This window comes from Vibrio sp. bablab_jr001, assembly GCF_016464285.1.
In the GTDB taxonomy this organism is placed as follows: Bacteria; Pseudomonadota; Gammaproteobacteria; order Enterobacterales; family Vibrionaceae; genus Vibrio; species Vibrio fluvialis.
Window position 1 is genome coordinate 103,168 of the sequence record NZ_JACDWZ010000092.1, and the last position, 19,930, is coordinate 123,097.

Sequence of the window (19,930 nt, forward strand, 5' to 3'; positions counted from 1 at the left end):
AAAGGATAAGCAGATGCAAAACATTCACGTTATTTTCACTCATACTCCCGGCGAGCTCGCCCGTTTTGGCCAAGTATTGGGTGCCAATGGTGTCGGACTGGAAGGAGGCGGCGTATTCGCGGTCGGTGACTGCGCACACGCCCACTTTCTGGTTGAGGACGGCGAGAAAGCTCAAGCGGTACTGATGGAACATGGCTTTGACGTCCAAAGTGTCACCCGGCCATTGATCCGCAAACTGAAACAAGAGCAGCCGGGCGAACTCGGCGCCATTGCCCAAGCGCTGGCGGCTGAAGGCATCAACATTCTCGTCCAATACAGTGATCACGCTAACCAATTGATACTGGTGACCGATAACGATACATTGGCGAAAGACGCAACGCGAAACTGGGCAATTTAAACGTGAGCACACACCATTCGTCTGCCGAGCAGAGTGCAGATTTCAATCAGGAAGTGGATATGGCAGCCTTGGCGGCTGCTCTGTCTGATGCTTCGCGCATGAAAATTCTCTGTGCGCTGATGGATGGACGCGCCTGGACGGCCACGGAACTGAGTGCGGTGGCCGATGTTTCCGCGTCCACCACCAGCGCTCACCTTTCACGCTTGCTTAACGCCAAGCTGGTGACGTGTTTATCACAAGGACGCCACCGCTACTTTCGTCTTTACAGCACCCACATCGCAGCGCTGCTGGAGCAGATGATGGGCATTACGTTTCAGGCCAGTCACACGGTTCGCGCCACGGTGCCAAAAAACTTGCGCAAAGCCCGCACCTGCTACGACCATTTGGCCGGAGAAATGGCGGTCAAGCTCTACGACTCACTCATTGCACACGATTGGCTTACGCAAGATGGCTCTGGCCTGACACCACAAGGGAAAGAGCAGTTTTTGCAGTTGGGTATCGACATCGATGCCAGAACCAAGCGCAAGGCGTGTTGTCCATGTCTGGACTGGAGTGAGCGTCAATTTCATCTTGGCGGACAGGCAGGCGCGGCGCTGCTCCGCTTTTTTGAGCAGCAGCGTTGGATTGAACGTGTGGTCGGTTATCGCGAAGTCACCATCACCGCCAAGGGTAACCACGCGTTGAAAACGCATTTTCATGTCGAATAACGATGAATGTTTACCGCACGGCGCGCCAATCATCGCAAGACAATCCCCCAACCGAATCAGTCGCGGCTTACCTTAGCAAAAAACGTTTCATGTTTTCGGTAAGGCCCGGTGTTGTTCTCAGGCTCAAACGCTTTCAAGCCGTCAGCGTCATGCAACTCATCCACCATTTGGCGATTAAAATGGGCATTGTTGTCATCACCTAAAAACGCTGGCACATCAAGCCACTTCGCCTCGGCAATTTCGTCGGTATCGTGAATGTTTATCGCTTCCGACAGCGCCGTGAGCTTACACACCAAGTACATGTTGGTCTTTCCGAACTGGAACGGATGACGCGTGGTGAACCCCAGAATGGAATCAAACTCAGTTTCAACGCCCGTCTCTTCCAATACCTCGCGAATGATGGCCGTTTCGATCTTCTCTCCCAACTCGATATGGCCGCCCGGCAATTTGTAGCCTTTCATGCCATGCTCTTTGATCACCAACAGTTGTCCGAGATTGTTTTTGACTATCGCGCCAGCACCCAACGTATGCGTGGGGATAAACGGAATAAACGTGGTCGACGGCGCTTTGTGAATAAGGGTGACTTCGTCCTCAAGGCAATTGTGAAACACAAACCCGAGTTCGGTGGCAATCGGCACCAAGTGTGATAAACCAATCGGCAGCGTCAGCCAAATGATGTTCTTTGCTTCAGCGTGGGCCAACGCCACAATGTCTGCCAGTTGTGCGTGAAATGTATCAACATCAGCCGGCACATCTTCCCGGCCGATAATGATGCCGTTGAACTTATCCAACTCGAACTTCAAGGTGATCTCCTAAGTGGTGCTTAATTAGGCCGTCTTAGCCACAAGACAACGAAGCAACCATCTTAACCACCTTTTCTCGCTCAGTGACAGAACAAATTCACCTTCTCTTTAGCGAACAAGATATTACGCTGCGGTGACGGCCAGATCCGGAGTTTTGTTTAAACGCATCATGGTCAAGACTGCCAATACCATGACCGCCGCGGCGAAGAAAAATCCCCACTGAGTCAGGCCATAGTGACTCAGCAACGCAATCGACACATAGCTGAGACTCTGCACCAAGGTTGCGAACATTTGCAGCCCACCGTCTGCGCGCCCACGTTGGTGGATACTGATGCTGTGATGCATCCAGTTAGTTCGAGCGATACGATTCAAGGCGTTAAACGTGCCAAAGAAGAAGGTAAACACCAGTAACCAGAGTGGCGTCGGCGAAACGCTCATACCCACCAGCATGATGGCCGCCAGCCCCATGGTTCCGATCATCATATTGGGATGAGAACTCAGCCCCAGCAGACGGCTCACGAGCAGTCCGGTGACCAATGACCCCGTGCCAAAAGCGATGTTGTAGCCGGCAAACCAATCACCCGACACCCCCGTTTCGGAAAACCAAATCGGCACCAGCTTGGTCAAAAACGTCAGGATGGGATAGCTCAGCGCCGAGAGCATTAAAAACGCATAAAACTGGGGTCTTAATGTAAATATCTCCCGGCTCTCTTTCATCTGGTCAAGAAACGATACCGACGTCGAGTGGCGCAACTGGCGACGGTACGGCGTCATAAGATAGCTGACACACGCAATCGCCGAGGCGATGGCCGCAAAGCTGGAGAATTCAAACATGCCCCACATTTCCAGCAGCACCACACCGAGCGCGCCAGAACCCAGCGTCGTGCCCTGCATGATCACTTCCTGCTTGCCGGATATCGCCGCATATTCGTGTTGATGAAAATTCTCCTGCGTAAAGGCGTTGTTGGTCGCCCAAGCCAAATTACTGGAGGTCCAGAACAGCAATTGCGCCACCGCCAGCAACCAATTCGACTCATACCCGGCCCAATAAACCAAAGCCACCACCCCTGCGGTACTGGCCTGAAGCCCTTGCACCAAGACCAATAAGCGTTTGCGCGAAAATCGGTCGATCAAGGTCGAGAAAAACGGCGTCAGCACAAAAGACACGGCGGTACATGCCAGCGCCACCATCGCCACAAACGCGCCCATATTGGGCGTCGACAGCATGGCCCACGGCAGGGCCATCATAAACAGCCCGGAAGAGATACCGTCAAAGAAGCGTCCGGTCAGATAGGAGCGCGTGCGGGTTTTATTATTCCATTCCATATTTGTATTCCATATCAAGCCAACTTGGTGTTACGGTAATACCTCAAGTTAACTTTAGGTAAAGTACTTTTTTTATCGATTATCAGAAAAGAGTAGCTGAGCAGGAGTCCGGACGATGGAGATGACCGTCGGTGAAGTTGCCCAACGCGCAGGAGTGAAGGTATCCACCCTACACTTTTACGAACAGAAAGGATTGATTCATAGTTGGCGTAATGCTGGTAATCAGCGCCGTTACCATCGCAACGTGTTGCGTCGGATTGCGGTGATCAAAGCCGCGCAAATGGTCGGGCTCACCTTAGAAGAGGTGGCCGAATCGTTGGCGGATTTGCCCAAACATCAAGCGCCAAGCCGACAGGAATGGGAGCAGATGGCGTCAAACTGGAACGCCATGCTGGAGCATCGTATTGCGCAGCTCAAAGCACTGCAGAACGATCTCGGCGGCTGTATTGGCTGCGGCTGCTTGTCGATGGAGTCCTGCGCCATTTACAACCCACAAGATATTCGAGCGCAGACCTTTAGCGAAAAAACACGCCTGACGCACCCGGAAGAGTGGTGAAGATGAACCATTGCGCTCTGCAATAGGGGGAGTACAAGCCCCCTCCGAAAATTGGAGCTCACCCAAACGGTAACTCGCCTGCCGCGCACTGAACCTCATGAAGACTGAACCGCCTTAAAACATTGTTAACCCTTACAAGTTAAGAGCTTGATAGTTCACCGCAATATCCCTTATCATTTTTGCCACTGAAACGTTTACGCCTTTGCAGGCGTTCTACTGATAGATCACGGATATGATGAGCTTTTTTGCCCCGGCGGGACATTACATCGCCCCTTATCTCAGCGAAATTTCTACCGCGCTGATCGCCTGTTTGCTGGTTATGCTGGGCGGAGAAATCAACGCACTGCTGCGTCGCGTGATGCGCAATCAACATTTCATTCTGCGCACCGTCGCTTTTATCTTGATTAACGCGTTTGGTTACGGATTAATCATAATTAAAGCAAGCCCTTACCTGACTCGGACACTCTCTCATTTAGAGCAAGGCATGATGTTTGGCATCATTTTCATCAGCTTTGTTGTGATTGGCCTATGGGCTCAAAGAAACCGTCAAATCTAAATCTCAGAGTGTTGTTCACTCGTCTGAAATCCCGGCTTCGACGTATGAGGCTGGGACTCTGGCTGCGCCGAATTTCGCTGACTCTGCTTGGCTGCGCCGTCGTCATTTATGGCATCGACCGCTGGGTGAGCTGGCAAACTCAAGACAGCATCATCAGCGACATTAATAACGTCCCCAAGTTTCAGGTTGCCGTGGTGCTGGGCACCAGTAAGTACCTCGGCCGCACACTGAATGACTACTATGTGCACCGCATCAATGCGGCCATTGAGCTGTTCGAACAGGGCAAAGTGAATGGCTTTCTGCTCAGCGGCGACAATGCGCATCGCTCCTACAATGAACCTTGGACGATGAAGCGCGATCTGCTGAAAGCGGGCGTTCCGGATGAGCATATTTATCTCGACTACGCCGGATTTCGCACTCTGGACTCGATTGTGCGCGCGAAACGCATTTTCGATACCGATAATTTTCTGATCATTACCCAGCGGTTCCATTGCGAGCGCGCGTTGTTTATCGCTAATCATCACGACATCAACGCCACGTGTCTTGCCGTGCCCGGGCCGACCAACCACTCTGGTTTTCAGGTCAGATTGCGCGAAGTGTTTGCCCGCACGAAGGCATTTTTCGATCTGTATATCTTCGATACTCAGCCGAAATTCCTCGGCCCGAAAGAGCCCATTGTTCTCGATGACACGCAACTGGCTGAAATCGCCGATGATAGCGTCAGCGTGGCCGATGCTTTGCCACTGCCCGAATCTGCCGCTCCACCAGCGAACGAATAACCGACAAACAGCGCCTTCCATTCGGCTTGGCGCCCTTTCTGCTTTTCTTTTCTGATAGACTAGCGCCAAACACTAAAACTATAGAGTAATGTCATGTCGATAATCGCAACGGGCGTGCTGGATAAAATGCGCGCCAATCTAGACGGTACCGTCGCTTACCGACTGCCGGTGGGTGACGCAGAGATCGATCTCAATCCGCTGATGGGCCACACCATCACCCTCAAACACACGGGCAATATCTACTGCTGCTCATGCGGTAAGAAAACCAAGAAAAGTTATTCGCAGGGTCACTGTTTTGTGTGCATGAAGAAACTCGCCAGCTGCGATATGTGCATCATGAAGCCGGAAACCTGCCACTTTGATCAGGGCACCTGCCGTGAACCAGATTGGGCAGAAACGCACTGTATGGTCGATCACTACGTGTATCTGTCTAACACATCGAGCCTGAAAGTGGGCATTACCCGCCACACACAAATCCCGACACGCTGGATTGATCAGGGCGCGACCCAAGGCCTGCCTATCTACAAAGTAAAGACTCGTCAGATCTCAGGATTGGTTGAAGTTGAGCTCGCCAAACACATTGCCGACAAGACCAACTGGCGTGAACTGCTGAAAGGTGATGGCGAACCCCTGTCACTGGAAGAACGCGCGGCAGAGCTTAAACCTCTGCTGGCCGACAAAATTGCAGAAATCAAACAGCAATTTGGTGAAGATGCGGTTGTTGAAGTCTGTGAGCAAACTACGCAGCTTGCCTATCCGGTTGATGTGCATCCGAAGAAAATCACCTCGCACAACTTTGATAAGAACCCGGAAGTCACGGGCGTTCTGCAAGGTATCAAAGGCCAGTATCTGATCTTAGATAGCGGCGTGATTAACATTCGCAAGTTCACCTCATACGAAGTGGAAGTCAGCGCAGACTGAGTGTTGCTGTTTTCACACAGGCCCGATATTCGGGCCTGTGTTTTATCACATCCAGCGCCTGCAACTCTGGCGCCACTCCTCAGAGCCGATATACTGGCTCTCAGCATATCATCCTTCCGAAATGAGTGAGCATGGAAAGCAAAGCAAACGCTGTCAGCCGAATTGTTGAAATCATCGGTGAAAGCACCAAACGTGAGCAGCCTGTGGCCGTTTCAGAGCTGATTTATCACTCCGACATCGCCAAACCGACCTATCACCGCTTGGTTCAGCAACTGGATGAGGAAGGTTTTCTGACCACCGATCAGCGTGGCAATCTCTACCCTGGCGCTGCGCTGCGCAACATCGCGTTGAATCTTGCGAGCAACAACACCCAGCGAGCGCAGTTGCAAGCCATTTTGCATGGACTTTCGCGCCGGATTGACGAAACCTGTGGGATTGCGGTCCCCGATGGCGACGCGATGGTGTATCAGGAACGGATTGAAACCAACTGGCCGCTGCGCATTGTGCTGCCTGTTGGCATGAGAACGCCAGTCTGGGCCACAGCCAGTGGCAAACTGCTGCTCAGCACTCTGAGTAAAGCGCAGCGCGATCGGCTGTTTGAGCGCACACCCATTGAACAGTTAGCAAAAAATACCCACCGCGATCGGGAATCTCTGGAGGCCGAACTGCGCCAAATTCGTAGCCAGCAAGTGAGCGTGGATAATGAAGAGTTCATTGATGGTTTGGTTGCCGTCGCGATTCCCCTGTTTTCACCACAGGGCAAGTTACTCGCTTCACTCTTCTGCCATTGCCCGAAAACCCGCAAATCTCTCCCAACATTACTGAGCTATCTGCCGGATTTAGAACGTGCACGCGAACAGTTACTCAGCCTTTATCAACTCAACGACGATAACAACTAGCTGTTGATTGTCACTGCATCAATGCACCAATCTCTGCAGCGGCTCGGCGCAACTGAGGTAGATAGACTTCCAGTGCTTCGAGTGAATGACGTACTTGAGGACAGTGACAGAAAAGATAACCGAACAGATGTTCGCCACAATGAATCGGCACAGATACCGCTACCATGCCATCAATAAATTCACCATTGTCTCGTCCGTAACCCAGTTGCGCGATTGCATCAAGTTCCTGCGCCAGCGCCGTTTTGTCGACCAAGGTTTGCTGAGTAAACACTTCCAGCGCCAGATTATCCATAATCACCCGGCGTGCGCTTTGCGGTAAGGTCGCCAGATAAAGTTTGCCTGATGCAGTGGCAGCCAGCGGAACCCGGCTCCCTTCCGGCAGGTTAATCTGCAGTGGCCAGTTGGTTTGCACTTTTTCCAGATAGAGCATGTCGATACCGCTGGGGATAGAAATTCCGCAGGTTTCACCGATCTCGTTCGCGAGGGCTTCCAGCACGGTCAGGCGCTGCCGAGCAAAAACGTCGTTGCGCAATACCGCCAGCGCCACTTGTTGCAACTGAGGACCCGCCACCACCTTGCGCAGCAGATTTTCACTGATCATGCCGAGCTCATTCAATTGAGTGAGCAGTTTGCCTGTTGCCAATTCAGGCAAGCCCATCGCCGATGCCAACTGCTGGCGATCATACTGCCCATCATGCTGAGCAATAAACGCGAGCATTTGAAGCACGCGCTCAATCGTTGAGCCTTTTTCTCTTCTGACCACACTGATCCTTTTCAATCTTGTTTTCATGCCGAGCCCAGAGTAACCACTTCGTACAGCGCGTTCAACGTAATGCCTGATAAGACAAAGCGTTTTATTGCGAGTCTCACACACAAACGCTTCATCGCGTCTGTCACAAGGCTGCCTGCAAGCAGAACAGCAGCCCTGTGAAAGGAGGGTTATTTCATGGTTGGCATAACAAAATCCGCCGCCTGATGCTGATGTTTTGGCCAGCGAGTGGTGATGGTTTTCATTCGGGTGAAGAAACGGACGCCATCACTGCCGTGCATGTGCAGCGGTCCGAACAGAGAGCGTTTCCAACCGCCGAACGAGTGAAAGGCCATGGGAACCGGGATGGGTACGTTGACACCCACCATACCCACCTCAACCTGATCGCTGAAACGGCGCGCGGCTTCGCCGTCCGACGTAAAAATGGCGCAGCCGTTACCAAATTCATGAGCATTGATCAGCTCCAGCGCGTCGTTAAGGGAAGCAACACGCATCATCGACAGCACGGGTCCGAAGATTTCCTCGCGGTAAATGGTCATCTCTGGCGTTACATGATCAAACAGCGTTCCACCGACGTAGAAGCCCTCTTCATAACCGGGTACCTGATAATGACGGCCATCGACCAACAGCGTTGCACCTTCACTCTCTCCCCGGTCGATATACGCACTGACTTTTTGTTGATGCTCTTCGGTAATGAGCGGCCCCATTTCGCTTTCAACTTCCTGACCATACCCAGGCCCGACACGCAGTTGACTCAGTCGGGCGCTCAATGCCTGGGCCAGACGATCGCCAACCTCATCCCCCACCGTTACCGCCACAGAAATAGCCATACAGCGTTCACCAGCAGCGCCAAACGCCGCCCCCATTAAGGCGTTAACCGCTTGTTCAATATCGGCATCTTGCATCACCACCATATGGTTTTTCGCGCCGCCCAGCGCTTGTACTCGCTTACCGAAAGCCGAACCTTTGGCATAGATATACTCCGCAATCGGAGTGGATCCGACAAAGCTCACCGCTTTCACCCGCGGGTCAGTCAGCAGTGTATCCACCGCTTCTTTATCCCCTTGCACCACGTTAAATACACCGGGCGGTAATCCTGCTTGTTGCAGCAGTTCGGCCAGTTTCAGCGCCGCAGAAGGATTTTTCTCTGACGGTTTGAGAATGAAGGTGTTGCCCGTAGCCAATGCGATCGGGAACATCCACATCGGCACCATGGCCGGGAAATTAAACGGCGTGATCCCGACGCACACGCCAAGCGGCATCATCATCGAATGCGAATCGACCTCACTACCGACGTTGCGACTGTGCTCCCCTTTTTGCAGATGTGGAATACCGCAAGCAAACTCCACCACTTCAAGCCCGCGAGTCAGTTCGCCCAACGCATCGCTGTGCACTTTGCCATGCTCACGACTGATGAGGTCGGCCAATGCATCCATGTTCTGCTCTAACAGTGCTTTAAAGCGAAACAGGATCCGCGCGCGATTCAGCGGCGTTGTCTGCGCCCAGGATGGCCAGGCAGCTTCGGCTACCGCGATCGCCTGCTCGGTATCATGAACACTGGATAAACCGACTTCGCCGATGAGCTTACCGTTAGCCGGATCGCTAACCTTGGCTGAACGGCCGGACGTCGCCACTGAATGTTCGTTGTTAATGAAATTTCCAATCATTGTTCGCTCCATACTGTTTTATAAAGGTCGATCACTTCTTCCTTGCTTGGGACTCTTGGGTTGTTGCCCGGCGAACCCGACGCCAGAGCCTGCTCGGCCATGATGTCGAGCACACTGAAATAGTGGGATTTTTCAACGCCGAATTCGGCTAAGGTCGGCACATTAAGGTCGGCATTAAGCTGTTTCAGTTCGGCCAGTAAGCATTGCACGGCTTGCTCATCGCTGGTTTTAATATCCGCGAGCCCCATCGCACGGGCACACGCTGCATAGCGCTCTGGGCTTGCGGCCACGGAATACTCTGTAATTGCTGGCAGAAGCATCGCATTGCTCATGCCGTGCGGAACATGAAAGTGCGCGCCAATCGGGCGACTCATGCCGTGAACCAGAGCCACAGAAGCATTGGAAAAGGCCATGCCTGCCAATGTGGCACCGAGCATCAATTGCTCTTTGGCGCCGATGTTGTCCGGTTGCGTGACGGCTGTGCGCAGATTAGGCGCGATAAGGCGCATCGCCGCGAGTGCCTGCTGGTCGGTAAAGCCACTCGCCTTTACGCTGACGTAAGCTTCAATCGCATGCGTCAGCGCATCAATGCCAGTATCGGCGGCAATGCGCGCCGGAACGGAAAGCGTCAGCTCAAAGTCGATGATTGCCGCACGAGCTATCAACCCCGGCCCCATGCAGAGCATTTTCTCGTCACTGTTTTGATCGGTAATGATAGTTACGCGCGTGACTTCAGAGCCCGTGCCCGCCGTGGTCGGTATAGCAATCACTGGCAAAATGGCTTGGTTAACCACGTAAGGCACTTTGTAGTCACGCATGCGTCCGCCATGTTTGGCCAGTAGTCCAATCGCCTTGGCACTGTCGATGGCGCTGCCACCACCAAGCGCAATCAAGCTGTCAAACTGTCCGCTGCGAACCTGATCAACAGCTGGCAGAATCGACGCTTCCGTTGGCTCTGGCTCAGTATCAAGAAATACGCCGCACTGAATGCCCTGACTACTTAGCAGGGTTTCGACCCTTGGCACATAACCCAATTGCGCCATCACCCGGTCAGTGATGATAAGCGGCTTTTGGCAACCAATAAGTGTGAGTAATTCCGCCACTTTATTCAGCGCTCCGGCACCCACTTCCATCAATCCCGGCATAACGATTCGTTGTGTCATTCCTTTAACCTTCTCATTTGTGTTCTTGATTAAAAATTAAACCATAATGAGACAAAATAAATCATTATAATTAAATAATGCGATCTCAGGCAGAATTGGCGTGCGATAACAGAAGTGATGCTGGCAAGGCGGAACAGAGATAACGGAAGAGGTAAAAACGCACAAGGCCCGCATAAAGCGAGCCTTGTATTCAACATCTGAGGAAACGTTATAAGCGCTGCAAAGCGTCAAACAGAGAATCGATTTCCTCGGTGGTGTTGTAGTGCATACAGCCGATACGCACTACGCCGCCTTTGTCTTCCAAATCCAGTTGGCGAACCAACCCCAAGGCATAGAAGTGACCATTCCATACGCAGATGTTCTGCTCGCCCAGTGCTCTGGCGACCAATTCGGGATGGAAGTCATCCAAACGAATGGCAAACGTCGGCGTGCGATTTTCGCTCTGATAATCGTCACGACCATAGAGTGTGGCGCCTTTTAACTCCGCCAGTCTGGCAAGGAAATGCTTGCTCAGCGTCTGCTCGTGTTCGTTGAACTGGGCAAAGCTCTGCTCAAGACGTTCGCGCAGACTCAGCCCCGCCTCTCCCCACTGCGCCAGATAGTCAATAGCCGCAATGACGCCGGCCAGCCCTTCGAAACTCTGTGTGCCGGTTTCAAAACGGCCCGGGCCAATATTGGTCGCCGGTTCGACTTTATAAGGCTTGAGGGCATGCAGCCATTGCGACGAAACGTACGCAATCCCCACATGTGGGCCAAAGAATTTGTACGCCGAACAAGCGAGGAAATCACACCCCAATTCCTGCACATCAATGAGATGATGTGGCGCGTAATGCACCGCATCCACGTAAACCATCGCACCCGCTTGATGAGCCGCTTCGACGATGCGCTTCACATTGACGATAGAGCCTGTGGTGTTGGAGGCGTAAGTGAGCGCCACCAGCTTAGTGTTCGGATTGATGAGCGAAATCAGATGATCTTCATCCAGCGTGCAGTCTACAGGATTGATGCGCGCCTGATGCACAATCGCCCCTTTGTCTTCGGCAGCTTGCTGCCAGCTGGACACATTGGAATAGTGGTCGAGCGCTGTGACAATCACTTCATCGCCCACCTGCCAATCTCGGCTTATTGCGCGGCTGAGCGAAAACGTCAGCGATGTCATGTTCGCACCGAAGATAATGTTGCCGGAAGATTCTGCATTCAGCAGTGCCTGAGCATGTTCGCGCGCCTGCTGCATCAAATCCGTGGTGATCTGACTGGAAAAATAGTGTCCGCCGAGATTGGAGTTGTAATGGCCCAAATAGGCGGTCATTTTCTCCAGCACCGATTGGGGCACTTGCGATCCACCCGGGCCATCGAGGAACACCACAGGTTTGTCGTTAATACGTTGATTGAGCGCGGAAAACTGAACGCGCGCTTGATCAGGAGTGAAGCTCATGATTACTGCCTTTTGCTGTCAGGACAAACAGATCCATATAACCTTGTTCATTGCCGCTCAATGAGCGAATCGGACGGGCGTTATGCCACAACTTGTTGTCCGCCAGCATCGCAACTTCACCATTGCCCAGCACTTTGCGGAAAAACGGGTCGTCGTGACAATCCTGATACAGCAGAATTTCGCCGCCTTCGATATTGTGACGACCAATACCCACGATGGCGATGTGATCGAACCCATCCTGATGCACCCCTTCCGGAGCGACTTGTGTTTCATCGAACACGGTGGCGATGCGAATCTGATGAATCTCGATTTCCTGACCATTTGGCAGGCGGTTGGTTTCTACGAATAGCTTGCACATTTCGCGCATACCATCGCTTTGCAGCGTCGATTTTAAAATCGGCTCGAACTGACGGACGATGTTGCCCTGAAAATGGTTGAAGTGATCAGTTTGCATAAATTCGTTTTTGCCCGTTTCCAGCACAATCCCATCCTGGAATTGAACCACCGAATAACGGCGCAAACGATACTGGCCATCCGCGTGTTCAGTATGCGGCAGATCGACAAACGACGGCGCAAGCTGGTTGATCGCCTGATGACTCAGTTGAGTGATATGTAGGGTATTTTGGTGCGAGTGTAACATCATCGACTCCTTAATGAAGACACATTAATTATCAGTTTTGTTAACAAATAATTTACACACAGAATACGCAATTATTTTGTCAGATCAATTTTTCACCACAAATAAATCCAACGCAATTAAATAAATAACATATAAAACCAAAAAATATCAAATAACCAGAACTAACGACCAGTTTTAACATTGCAGACTTCAAAAAATTGAACGGTTTCACTAAAAAATAATTTTACCATTTAATATCAATAATTTAGTTATAAATACAACTGAACTCAGCACAAGAAAACCAGACCAAACCTTCGTCAAGCCTGACAGTGAATCATGCTATTTATGTCACAAGTATCCGCTATCTTCGGAGATAATCGTCGGTTCGGATTGCAGATAAACAAAACCCGGCAAGATAGCCGGGCGAGATGAGGAGAAGAGAGACTGCCGGACGGCGTTTCATGGTTGCTGATCATTACTCATTGGATAAAGCCTTCAGCGCGTTGAGCGCATCATTGGCGCGCTGAGTCGGGACAAAAATATGGTCGTGATAATAAGCGGCGATGACATTGGCACTGATCTCTTGCTGCGTCAGCGCGGCAGAGACGGCGGCCGTCAGACCAACCGCTTCAAGACTTGAATGGACATTCAGCGTGATCTGCTGAAAACTGCCATCAAATGCCAAGCCGTGGGTTTGCGCTGTGACTTTCGATAGTACCAATGTCAGCCCTTCCCGTTCGTGAAACATCGCCAGTGGCTTCAGCTCGAGATAATCTTGCAGGTCGCCGCTGACACTGCAAAACACCACCTCTTCATCGTTCAGTTCCGGCTGCATACTTTGCAGCAAAACTTGTAACTCTGTAATGCCTGCCATCGGATTTCCTCTCCTTTCTACGCAAGTCCTTTTTAGCGGGTGAAGATTAAAACGCCATTGCCCTGACCGCCTGCTCGACCGTCGGGAAATAAATTTTCGTCACACAGACCTGCGCCGCGGCAAATTCATGCGCCTGAATCAGTTGGCAAACTTCTTCAGCGCTGTAACATTTATCATCAGCCACCAAGGTCAGCCTGTTCTCTGCGCTACGAATGTGATGGCTCTGTCCTTGACAGTCGATAAGATGATCGCCCGTTCCCAAAATCATTTCGTCACACTCTTGATGAAATTGCACTTCGGAAGCGAGATAGACAAGCTCGTCATCACCGTCGAGTTTCAGTAGTGCGGGCCAGTTCACCATGGTTGATCCTTTATTGCTATGCAAAGCGCTACCTTACGCCTGAAGCAAAAACGTGCGCAACCCCAAACTTTATGTGGTCGGGACCAAAGGCAAATCCGCCCATTATTTACACACCATTGATTACGCTTTGCTCGAATCCATCCGCTTGTTGTCAAATCCTTTGTATTTAAAGGGATTTAGTGAGACTCGAAGTTCTAACTAATAACGAATAATTACAGTTTCTCCACGCGTTTAGGCTTTAATTGGTCGCTTATATTCCCTACAATCGATCAAATTTACTGAGCACATTGAACGTGGAGCAATCATGAGCGACGTTAAACATTGCAAACTTCTTATTCTGGGCTCGGGCCCGGCTGGCTACACTGCCGCAGTGTACGCAGCGCGCGCGAACCTAAACCCTGTTCTGGTAACAGGTATGCAGCAAGGTGGTCAGCTGACCACAACAACTGAAGTAGAAAACTGGCCGGGCGATGCTGAAGGCCTGACTGGTCCTGCGCTGATGGAGCGTATGAAAGAGCACGCTGAGCGTTTTGAAACGGAAATCGTGTTTGATCACATCAACCAAGTTGATTTTTCTCAGCGCCCTTACCGCCTGAAAGGCGACAGTGGCGAATACACCTGTGACGCCCTGATCATCTCAACCGGTGCATCAGCGAAATACTTAGGTCTGGACTCGGAAGAAGCGTTCAAAGGTCGCGGCGTATCGGCGTGTGCCACGTGTGATGGTTTCTTCTACCGCAACCAGAAAGTTGCGGTGGTAGGTGGCGGTAACACTGCGGTTGAAGAAGCACTGTACCTCTCGAACATTGCCGCCGAAGTTCACCTGATCCACCGTCGTGACAGCTTCCGTGCCGAGAAGATTCTGATCAACCGTCTGATGGACAAAGTTGAAAACGGCAACATCGTCCTGCACACCGATCGTACTCTGGACGAGGTGCTGGGCGACGATATGGGTGTGACTGGCGTGCGTCTGAAAGACACACAATCCGGTGCCACTGAAGAGTTCGACGTGATGGGCGTGTTTATTGCCATCGGCCACCAGCCAAATACCGCGATTTTCGAAGGTCAGTTGGACATGAAAGATGGCTACATCGTCGTGAAATCTGGTCTGGAAGGTAACGCAACACAAACCAGTATCGAAGGCATCTTCGCAGCCGGTGATGTGATGGATCATAACTACCGTCAGGCGATTACCTCTGCGGGAACAGGCTGTATGGCCGCGCTTGACGCAGAACGCTTCCTTGATGGGCTGAATGATAAATAACTCACGCCCTACCGCTTCATGGTGCAAGCAACACGCTGGCAACGTTAAGTGGATATGACGTACAAGTTTATTTTTCATTTTTGACAAGACAGCAACAAACCCGGCGGTATATCCGCCGGGTTTTCTTTTGTATACTAACGCCCTTCCAAAAACATAATAATTCTCAATAAGCCTTCAAAATGGATAAGAAAAAGCAACGTAGCTTGAATATTTGGCTCAAGCAGCAAAGCAAACTCGCCAAACGCTGGCTGATGCTTGCTGTGGGGCTTGGCGTGTTATCAAGTGTGTTCCTACTCGCCCAGGCCGCCCTTCTCGCCTCTATTCTGCATCAGCTCATTATTGAGCATGTCGACAAACACGAACTGATCCCTTATTTCGTCGGATTGGCCGTCACCATCGCCATTCGCGCCAGCTGTTCCTGGGCCCGAGAATTGGCTGGTTTTCGCGCTGGTCAGCAAATTCGAATCTATATCCGCCAGTTAATTTTCGACAAACTGCGCGCACTAGGCCCAGCCTACATCAAAGGCAAACCAGCGGGTGCATGGGCCACATTGACGTTGGAGCAAGTCGAGAACATGCACGATTTTTTCGCGCGTTACCTGCCGCAAATGTCGCTTTCTGTGCTGATCCCGTTTGTCATTCTTATTGTCGTATTCCCGGTCAACTGGGCTGCGGGTTTGATTTTCCTCATCACCGCACCGCTGGTTCCGCTTTTCATGGCCTTGGTCGGCATTAAAGCCGCTGACGCCGGACGCAAAAACTTCAAAGCACTGCAACGCTTATCCGGTCACTTTTACGACCGTCTGCAATCGATGACCACCATTCGTCTGTTTGACCGCACCAGTGCAGAAACGGAGCAGATGAAAGGCGCATCCGAAGTCTTTCGTAAACGCACCATGGATGTCTTGCGCATTGCGTTCTTGTCATCTGCCGTACTGGAATTTTTCACCTCAATCTCGATTGCGATTACCGCGGTGTACTTCGGCTTTAGCTTTATCGGCGAACTGAATTTCGGCGGCTATGGCGCCAGTGTCACACTGTTTGCCGGTATTTTTGTGTTGGTGCTTGCGCCTGAGTTTTATCAACCACTGCGCGATCTGGGCACCTTCTACCATGCGAAACAGCAAGCGGTCGGCGCAGCAGAAAGCATTGTTGAGTTTTTGAATATCGATGTCAGCCAGGTGCAGTCGGGTTCACAAACCCTGCCTGAGATGCAGGGCGTCGAAATTGTTGCGCGCGATCTGGAAGTGTTCAGCCCAGAAGGCAAATGCCTTGTCGGCCCACTGACCTTTACGCTCAATAGCCAACAGACGACCGCACTGGTCGGCCCAAGCGGCGCAGGCAAAACCAGTTTGATCAATGCCATTCTGGGTTTCATGCCCTACCGCGGCAGCCTTAGCATCAACGGCATCGAACTGAGTGAACTGGATCATGCGCACTGGCGCAAACAGATCAGTTGGGTGGGACAAAACCCGTTGTTGGTGCATGGCACCATTCGTGACAACGTCACTCTCGGTAAATCCAATATCGCGGATGCGCAAGTACAAGCGGTCCTAGACAGCTCTTTTGCGGCTGAGTTTGTCAGCAAGCATGGCCTGGATTACCCAATCAGCGATCGCTCCGGCGGTTTGTCGGTGGGTCAGGCGCAGCGCCTTGCGCTGGCGCGCGCTATGCTGCAAAACGGCCAGTTCTGGCTGTTGGATGAACCGACCGCCAGTTTGGATGCACGCAGCGAACAGCTGGTGATGCAAGGCCTCAATCAACAAATCACGCACAAGACGGCGCTGCTGGTGACGCACCAACTGCTGCCACTCAAGTCAGTGAATCAAATCCTGGTGATGCAGGATGGTCAGTTGGTTCAAGCGGGTGACTATGCCACGCTCAGCCAGCAAGATGGCTTGTTTGCCACCATGTTAGCGTCCAACCAAGCCCTTCAAGAAGCGAATAAGGGGAACCTCGATGCGTGATTTACTGCCTTATCTGAAACTGTATAAAAAGCATTGGTTCGGCCTGACACTGGGCATGCTGCTGGCGTTTGTCACGCTGTGCGCTTCGATTGGTTTGTTAACGTTGTCTGGCTGGTTCTTGTCTGCGGCAGCGGTTGCCGGCCTGACCATCGCCCGTGAAACGTTCAACTACATGTTACCGGGCGCGTTTGTACGCGGCTTTGCCATGGGTCGTACCGCTGGTCGTTGGGGCGAGCGTGTGGTGAGCCACAACGCAACGTTCAAACTCCTGACCGATCTGCGTATCTTCTTCTTTGAAAAGCTGGCACCGATGATTCCGGGCCGCGTGTCGAACCTGCGCGATGCAGACCTGCTCAACCGTTTGGTGGCAGACATCGATGCGATGGACCACGTTTACCTGCGCCTCATTAGCCCGGTGACGGTGGGCGTCTTAGGTATTGCAGCGCTTACGACATTGCTGTGCTGGTTTGACATGGCATTGGGTTTAACACTCGGTAGCGTACTACTGGTTCTGCTACTGGTGTGGCCGGTGATGTTCTACAAGCTGGGGAAACGCAATGGCGCTGAGCTGACACAGCACAAAGCCGAGATGCGCGTTGCCACGCTCGACTGGCTACAAGGCTACAGCGAACTGACCATTTTTGGCGCGGAGTCTCGCTACCGTGACGCGATTTACGCGGCGCAGGAAAAACTGCTGGCGAACCAGAAAGTCAACGCAAGTTTTACCGGCCTTGCCTCTGCCCTGCTTCTGTTAGCGAACGGCTGGACCTTGGTTCTGATGCTGTGGCTGGCGGCAGACGGCGTGAATGGTCAAGCGCCGGATCCGATGATTGCTTTGGTGGTGTTTGCGACCATGGCCAGTGTTGAACTGCTGATGCCAATCGCTGGCGCGTTCCAACACCTCGGCCAAACGCTGACATCAGCACGCCGCCTGAATGAGATCATTCTCTCCGAGCCGGACGTGAAATTCCCAAGCGAAGAGACGCGTCATTCGGGTCAGTTTGATATCACCTTTGAGAACCTGACGTTCAACTACAGCGGCGGCGAACAGCCAGCATTGAAAGACGTGAGCCTGACTATTCCAGCGGGCAACAAAGTTGCGATTGTCGGCCAAACCGGTTCAGGCAAATCGACGCTGATTCAATTGCTGTGTCGCTACTGGGAGGCACAACAAGGCGAAATCCGCATTGCGGGCACGCGCCTGCAAGAGTGGAAAGAGAGCGATCTGCGTGCAGCAATCAGTGTGGTGAGCCAGCGCGTCGACATTCTCAACGGCAGCCTGCGTGACAACCTTATCATGGCCAAACCAACCGCGAATGACAGCGAACTGAGCGCGATGCTGGAACGTGTCGGTCTGGGTAAGCTGCTCGAAGCACCGGGGCTGGATGCTTGGCTGGGTGACGGTGGACGTCAGCTATCCGGCGGTGAGAAACGTCGTATCGGTATTGCCCGTGCCCTGCTGCACAATGGCCCAATCCTGCTGCTGGATGAACCAACTGAAGGTCTGGATAAACAGACTGAACAACAAATCATGGCGCTGTTTCAATCCCATTTCGAGAACAAGACGGTCATCTTCATTACCCACCGCCTAGTCGAACTGGAAACGATGGACGCGGTTTGCCTGATTGAGCAAGGTGAAATCGTCGAGCACGGCAGCCACCGAGCACTCTTGGCACAGCAAGGTCGCTACTTCCAGCTCAATCAAACACTATGATTTGATTATCATTAAATAATAGCAAAAGCCCCGTCGCCGATTGGCCTGGGGCTTTTCTTTGTCTGCTGTGGGAGAGGAATCAAGTTTCAGATGGGTTGTCTTGATCATCTAATAAAACTTGTTTCTGGTTTAGTTTGGTGTGGTTTGTTGCGCTTTGAATTTAACGAACCACGTGGCTTTGGTTACAGCGCACCAGATACTCTTTGCTGGCACAAAGAGTATCCAGAAAGTGCCTTTTGCTTCGTAGTCGCTGGCCGGGACGGTTTTAGGCGTTCCCGACGCCGAAAACCTAAAAATTCATCCATGAATTTTTCCCTGTTTGTGGGGTATAACTCTAACTCGTAACTGGACATTTCCGAGTTTAAGCATTAACGCTAACTCGTCATTTTCGGATGAAAATTTCTATGGGCTAACGCTAAGCTAAGCTAAGGGGCTGAAAACGCATTACGCTAAACCTAAACAAGCCACCTTAAACACAAAACCCAATTTATACTAAAACCGCCAAGCGTTTACAGTCCCTCTTCAGCGCCTTGTTATATGAATTATATCTCTGACAATTTTTTATCTGTTACCGCCACCAACTCTCTGAAAAAGCGTATACATTTGTCCACTTCATCACGCTTTACTATATGAGATGACTGTTTATCAGTATGGGCTCGATGTACTGCTTCCCCTCGCTTACGTAACCATGAGTTTAAAGCTGTCCTTGTATCTTTAGCTGTATGGAAGTTACCCCACACCCAACTTTCCGTAACATCTATACCGAAGAATTCTTGGAATAGATCTTTGGTTTTCTTTGAATCTGGGTTATTGAAGGTTTTAAGGTGTTCGTTTAGCCGTCCCGTGATTACATTACCAATTTGTGAGCCCATCACCATTCCATATTTGCTATTGATAAGCTCAGTAGCAATATCTTCAACATATGTTTCCCAAGCGGTTAAAGTCATTATTAGACTCGCTCGCTTGAGAACTTCTGGTGGACGAGACGCACTATCGCAATGATTTAGAGAATCGTAACAAGCAATTAATTCTTCTGAATCTGAAATTGCCAACTCGAAATCGTTCTTTGCTTGAGACATATAGTTTTCCTTATTCATATAACGAATGACATGGATTCCCCCTCCCGAGGATCTGCCACACTTACGTGGTACTT

At 51.5% G+C, this 19,930-nt stretch carries 20 protein-coding genes; 10 read left to right on the forward strand and 10 right to left on the reverse strand.

Translation table 11 applies throughout. The features are described from left to right. Window positions 1–13 precede the first annotated feature (13 nt). The gene (locus JIG40_RS14180; RefSeq protein ID WP_024374182.1) at window positions 14–397 is read left to right on the forward strand and encodes an amino acid-binding protein; all 384 of its coding nucleotides are present in this window, start codon (window positions 14–16) and stop codon (window positions 395–397) included. Between the two features lie 59 nt (window positions 398–456). Then, window positions 457–1,104, forward strand: a complete 648-nt coding sequence (locus JIG40_RS14185; RefSeq protein WP_199465730.1) for a helix-turn-helix domain-containing protein — start codon at window positions 457–459, stop codon at window positions 1,102–1,104. A 56-nt stretch (window positions 1,105–1,160) separates the two neighbouring features. On the opposite strand, the gene JIG40_RS14190 is transcribed toward JIG40_RS14185, so the two are convergent. Further along, window positions 1,161–1,907, reverse strand: a complete 747-nt coding sequence (locus JIG40_RS14190; RefSeq protein WP_199465543.1) for an NUDIX domain-containing protein — start codon at window positions 1,905–1,907, stop codon at window positions 1,161–1,163. Window positions 1,908–2,030: 123 nt separating this feature from the next. Continuing rightward, window positions 2,031–3,233: an MFS transporter gene (locus tag JIG40_RS14195; protein WP_100268306.1), complete on the reverse strand. Its 1,203-nt coding sequence runs from the start codon at window positions 3,231–3,233 to the stop codon at window positions 2,031–2,033. A 115-nt stretch (window positions 3,234–3,348) separates the two neighbouring features. On the opposite strand from JIG40_RS14195, the gene soxR reads away from it, so the two are divergent. The 5 genes from soxR (at window position 3,349) to JIG40_RS14220 (ending at window position 6,944) form a co-directional block, all read left to right on the forward strand. Then, entirely contained in the window at window positions 3,349–3,789 is a 441-nt protein-coding gene (soxR, locus tag JIG40_RS14200; RefSeq protein ID WP_020327655.1) for a redox-sensitive transcriptional activator SoxR, read from the forward strand. Between the two features lie 232 nt (window positions 3,790–4,021). Next, a complete protein-coding gene (locus tag JIG40_RS14205; protein WP_038126994.1) occupies window positions 4,022–4,345 on the forward strand; it encodes a DUF3392 domain-containing protein in 324 nt (107 codons plus the stop codon). Beyond that, window positions 4,318–5,124, forward strand: coding sequence for an ElyC/SanA/YdcF family protein (locus JIG40_RS14210; protein WP_180953963.1), 807 nt, complete (start codon window positions 4,318–4,320; stop codon window positions 5,122–5,124). The genes JIG40_RS14205 and JIG40_RS14210 overlap by 28 nt, the downstream gene beginning before the upstream one ends. 93 nt (window positions 5,125–5,217) lie before the next feature. Next, window positions 5,218–6,045 (forward strand): DUF2797 domain-containing protein, encoded by an 828-nt coding sequence (locus JIG40_RS14215; protein WP_199465544.1) that lies wholly within the window; start codon window positions 5,218–5,220, stop codon window positions 6,043–6,045. 131 nt (window positions 6,046–6,176) lie between these two features. Beyond that, window positions 6,177–6,944 (forward strand): IclR family transcriptional regulator, encoded by a 768-nt coding sequence (locus JIG40_RS14220; protein WP_100268304.1) that lies wholly within the window; start codon window positions 6,177–6,179, stop codon window positions 6,942–6,944. Window positions 6,945–6,954: 10 nt separating this feature from the next. Here the strand turns inward: JIG40_RS14220 and JIG40_RS14225 are convergent, their stop codons facing one another. From JIG40_RS14225 to JIG40_RS14255, 7 genes are all read right to left on the reverse strand, one after another. After that, a complete protein-coding gene (locus JIG40_RS14225) occupies window positions 6,955–7,707 on the reverse strand; it encodes an IclR family transcriptional regulator (RefSeq protein WP_158151259.1) in 753 nt (250 codons plus the stop codon). 176 nt (window positions 7,708–7,883) lie between these two features. Then, window positions 7,884–9,380, reverse strand: coding sequence for a CoA-acylating methylmalonate-semialdehyde dehydrogenase (locus JIG40_RS14230; RefSeq protein ID WP_199465545.1), 1,497 nt, complete (start codon window positions 9,378–9,380; stop codon window positions 7,884–7,886). After that, a complete protein-coding gene (locus JIG40_RS14235; RefSeq protein WP_199465546.1) occupies window positions 9,377–10,543 on the reverse strand; it encodes an iron-containing alcohol dehydrogenase in 1,167 nt (388 codons plus the stop codon). The genes JIG40_RS14230 and JIG40_RS14235 overlap by 4 nt, the downstream gene beginning before the upstream one ends. A 208-nt stretch (window positions 10,544–10,751) precedes the next feature. Beyond that, window positions 10,752–11,978: a cysteine desulfurase-like protein gene (locus tag JIG40_RS14240; protein ID WP_024374170.1), complete on the reverse strand. Its 1,227-nt coding sequence runs from the start codon at window positions 11,976–11,978 to the stop codon at window positions 10,752–10,754. Beyond that, window positions 11,962–12,618: a 2OG-Fe dioxygenase family protein gene (locus JIG40_RS14245; RefSeq protein WP_020431537.1), complete on the reverse strand. Its 657-nt coding sequence runs from the start codon at window positions 12,616–12,618 to the stop codon at window positions 11,962–11,964. The genes JIG40_RS14240 and JIG40_RS14245 overlap by 17 nt, the downstream gene beginning before the upstream one ends. Window positions 12,619–13,072: 454 nt before the next feature. Beyond that, window positions 13,073–13,471, reverse strand: coding sequence for an ACT domain-containing protein (locus JIG40_RS14250; protein ID WP_055451944.1), 399 nt, complete (start codon window positions 13,469–13,471; stop codon window positions 13,073–13,075). Window positions 13,472–13,517: 46 nt separating this feature from the next. After that, window positions 13,518–13,832: a DUF4144 family protein gene (locus JIG40_RS14255; RefSeq protein WP_061056625.1), complete on the reverse strand. Its 315-nt coding sequence runs from the start codon at window positions 13,830–13,832 to the stop codon at window positions 13,518–13,520. Between the two features lie 304 nt (window positions 13,833–14,136). On the opposite strand from JIG40_RS14255, the gene trxB reads away from it, so the two are divergent. The 3 genes from trxB to cydC all read left to right on the forward strand — a co-directional run bounded on the left by trxB (window position 14,137) and on the right by cydC (window position 18,777). Beyond that, window positions 14,137–15,096 carry a thioredoxin-disulfide reductase gene (gene trxB / locus JIG40_RS14260; RefSeq protein ID WP_199465547.1) on the forward strand — a complete coding sequence of 320 codons (960 nt, stop codon included), beginning with the start codon at window positions 14,137–14,139 and terminating at the stop codon, window positions 15,094–15,096. A gap of 179 nt (window positions 15,097–15,275) precedes the next feature. After that, window positions 15,276–17,063 (forward strand): cysteine/glutathione ABC transporter permease/ATP-binding protein CydD, encoded by a 1,788-nt coding sequence (cydD, locus tag JIG40_RS14265; RefSeq protein WP_199465548.1) that lies wholly within the window; start codon window positions 15,276–15,278, stop codon window positions 17,061–17,063. Further along, a complete protein-coding gene (gene cydC / locus JIG40_RS14270) occupies window positions 17,056–18,777 on the forward strand; it encodes a cysteine/glutathione ABC transporter ATP-binding protein/permease CydC (RefSeq protein WP_199465549.1) in 1,722 nt (573 codons plus the stop codon). Before cydD ends, cydC begins: the two co-directional genes overlap by 8 nt. A 542-nt stretch (window positions 18,778–19,319) precedes the next feature. Here the strand turns inward: cydC and JIG40_RS14275 are convergent. After that, entirely contained in the window at window positions 19,320–19,856 is a 537-nt protein-coding gene (locus tag JIG40_RS14275) for a HEPN domain-containing protein (protein WP_199465550.1), read from the reverse strand. Window positions 19,857–19,930: the final 74 nt, after the last annotated feature.

What these genes read in the sequence shown, in the direction of transcription:
- JIG40_RS14180 (WP_024374182.1), top strand. Translation starts at nt 14, where the DNA reads ATGCAAAACATTCACGTTATTTTCACTCATACTCCCGGCGAGCTCGCC.
- JIG40_RS14185 (WP_199465730.1), top strand. Translation starts at nt 457, where the DNA reads ATGGCAGCCTTGGCGGCTGCTCTGTCTGATGCTTCGCGCATGAAAATT.
- JIG40_RS14195 (WP_100268306.1), bottom strand. Translation starts at nt 3,233, where the DNA reads ATGGAATGGAATAATAAAACCCGCACGCGCTCCTATCTGACCGGACGC.
- soxR (WP_020327655.1), top strand. Translation starts at nt 3,349, where the DNA reads ATGGAGATGACCGTCGGTGAAGTTGCCCAACGCGCAGGAGTGAAGGTA.
- JIG40_RS14205 (WP_038126994.1), top strand. Translation starts at nt 4,022, where the DNA reads ATGATGAGCTTTTTTGCCCCGGCGGGACATTACATCGCCCCTTATCTC.
- JIG40_RS14210 (WP_180953963.1), top strand. Translation starts at nt 4,318, where the DNA reads ATGGGCTCAAAGAAACCGTCAAATCTAAATCTCAGAGTGTTGTTCACT.
- JIG40_RS14215 (WP_199465544.1), top strand. Translation starts at nt 5,218, where the DNA reads ATGTCGATAATCGCAACGGGCGTGCTGGATAAAATGCGCGCCAATCTA.
- JIG40_RS14220 (WP_100268304.1), top strand. Translation starts at nt 6,177, where the DNA reads ATGGAAAGCAAAGCAAACGCTGTCAGCCGAATTGTTGAAATCATCGGT.
- JIG40_RS14230 (WP_199465545.1), bottom strand. Translation starts at nt 9,380, where the DNA reads ATGATTGGAAATTTCATTAACAACGAACATTCAGTGGCGACGTCCGGC.
- JIG40_RS14235 (WP_199465546.1), bottom strand. Translation starts at nt 10,543, where the DNA reads ATGACACAACGAATCGTTATGCCGGGATTGATGGAAGTGGGTGCCGGA.
- JIG40_RS14240 (WP_024374170.1), bottom strand. Translation starts at nt 11,978, where the DNA reads ATGAGCTTCACTCCTGATCAAGCGCGCGTTCAGTTTTCCGCGCTCAAT.
- JIG40_RS14245 (WP_020431537.1), bottom strand. Translation starts at nt 12,618, where the DNA reads ATGTTACACTCGCACCAAAATACCCTACATATCACTCAACTGAGTCAT.
- JIG40_RS14250 (WP_055451944.1), bottom strand. Translation starts at nt 13,471, where the DNA reads ATGGCAGGCATTACAGAGTTACAAGTTTTGCTGCAAAGTATGCAGCCG.
- JIG40_RS14255 (WP_061056625.1), bottom strand. Translation starts at nt 13,832, where the DNA reads ATGGTGAACTGGCCCGCACTACTGAAACTCGACGGTGATGACGAGCTT.
- trxB (WP_199465547.1), top strand. Translation starts at nt 14,137, where the DNA reads ATGAGCGACGTTAAACATTGCAAACTTCTTATTCTGGGCTCGGGCCCG.
- cydD (WP_199465548.1), top strand. Translation starts at nt 15,276, where the DNA reads ATGGATAAGAAAAAGCAACGTAGCTTGAATATTTGGCTCAAGCAGCAA.
- cydC (WP_199465549.1), top strand. Translation starts at nt 17,056, where the DNA reads ATGCGTGATTTACTGCCTTATCTGAAACTGTATAAAAAGCATTGGTTC.
- JIG40_RS14275 (WP_199465550.1), bottom strand. Translation starts at nt 19,856, where the DNA reads ATGTCTCAAGCAAAGAACGATTTCGAGTTGGCAATTTCAGATTCAGAA.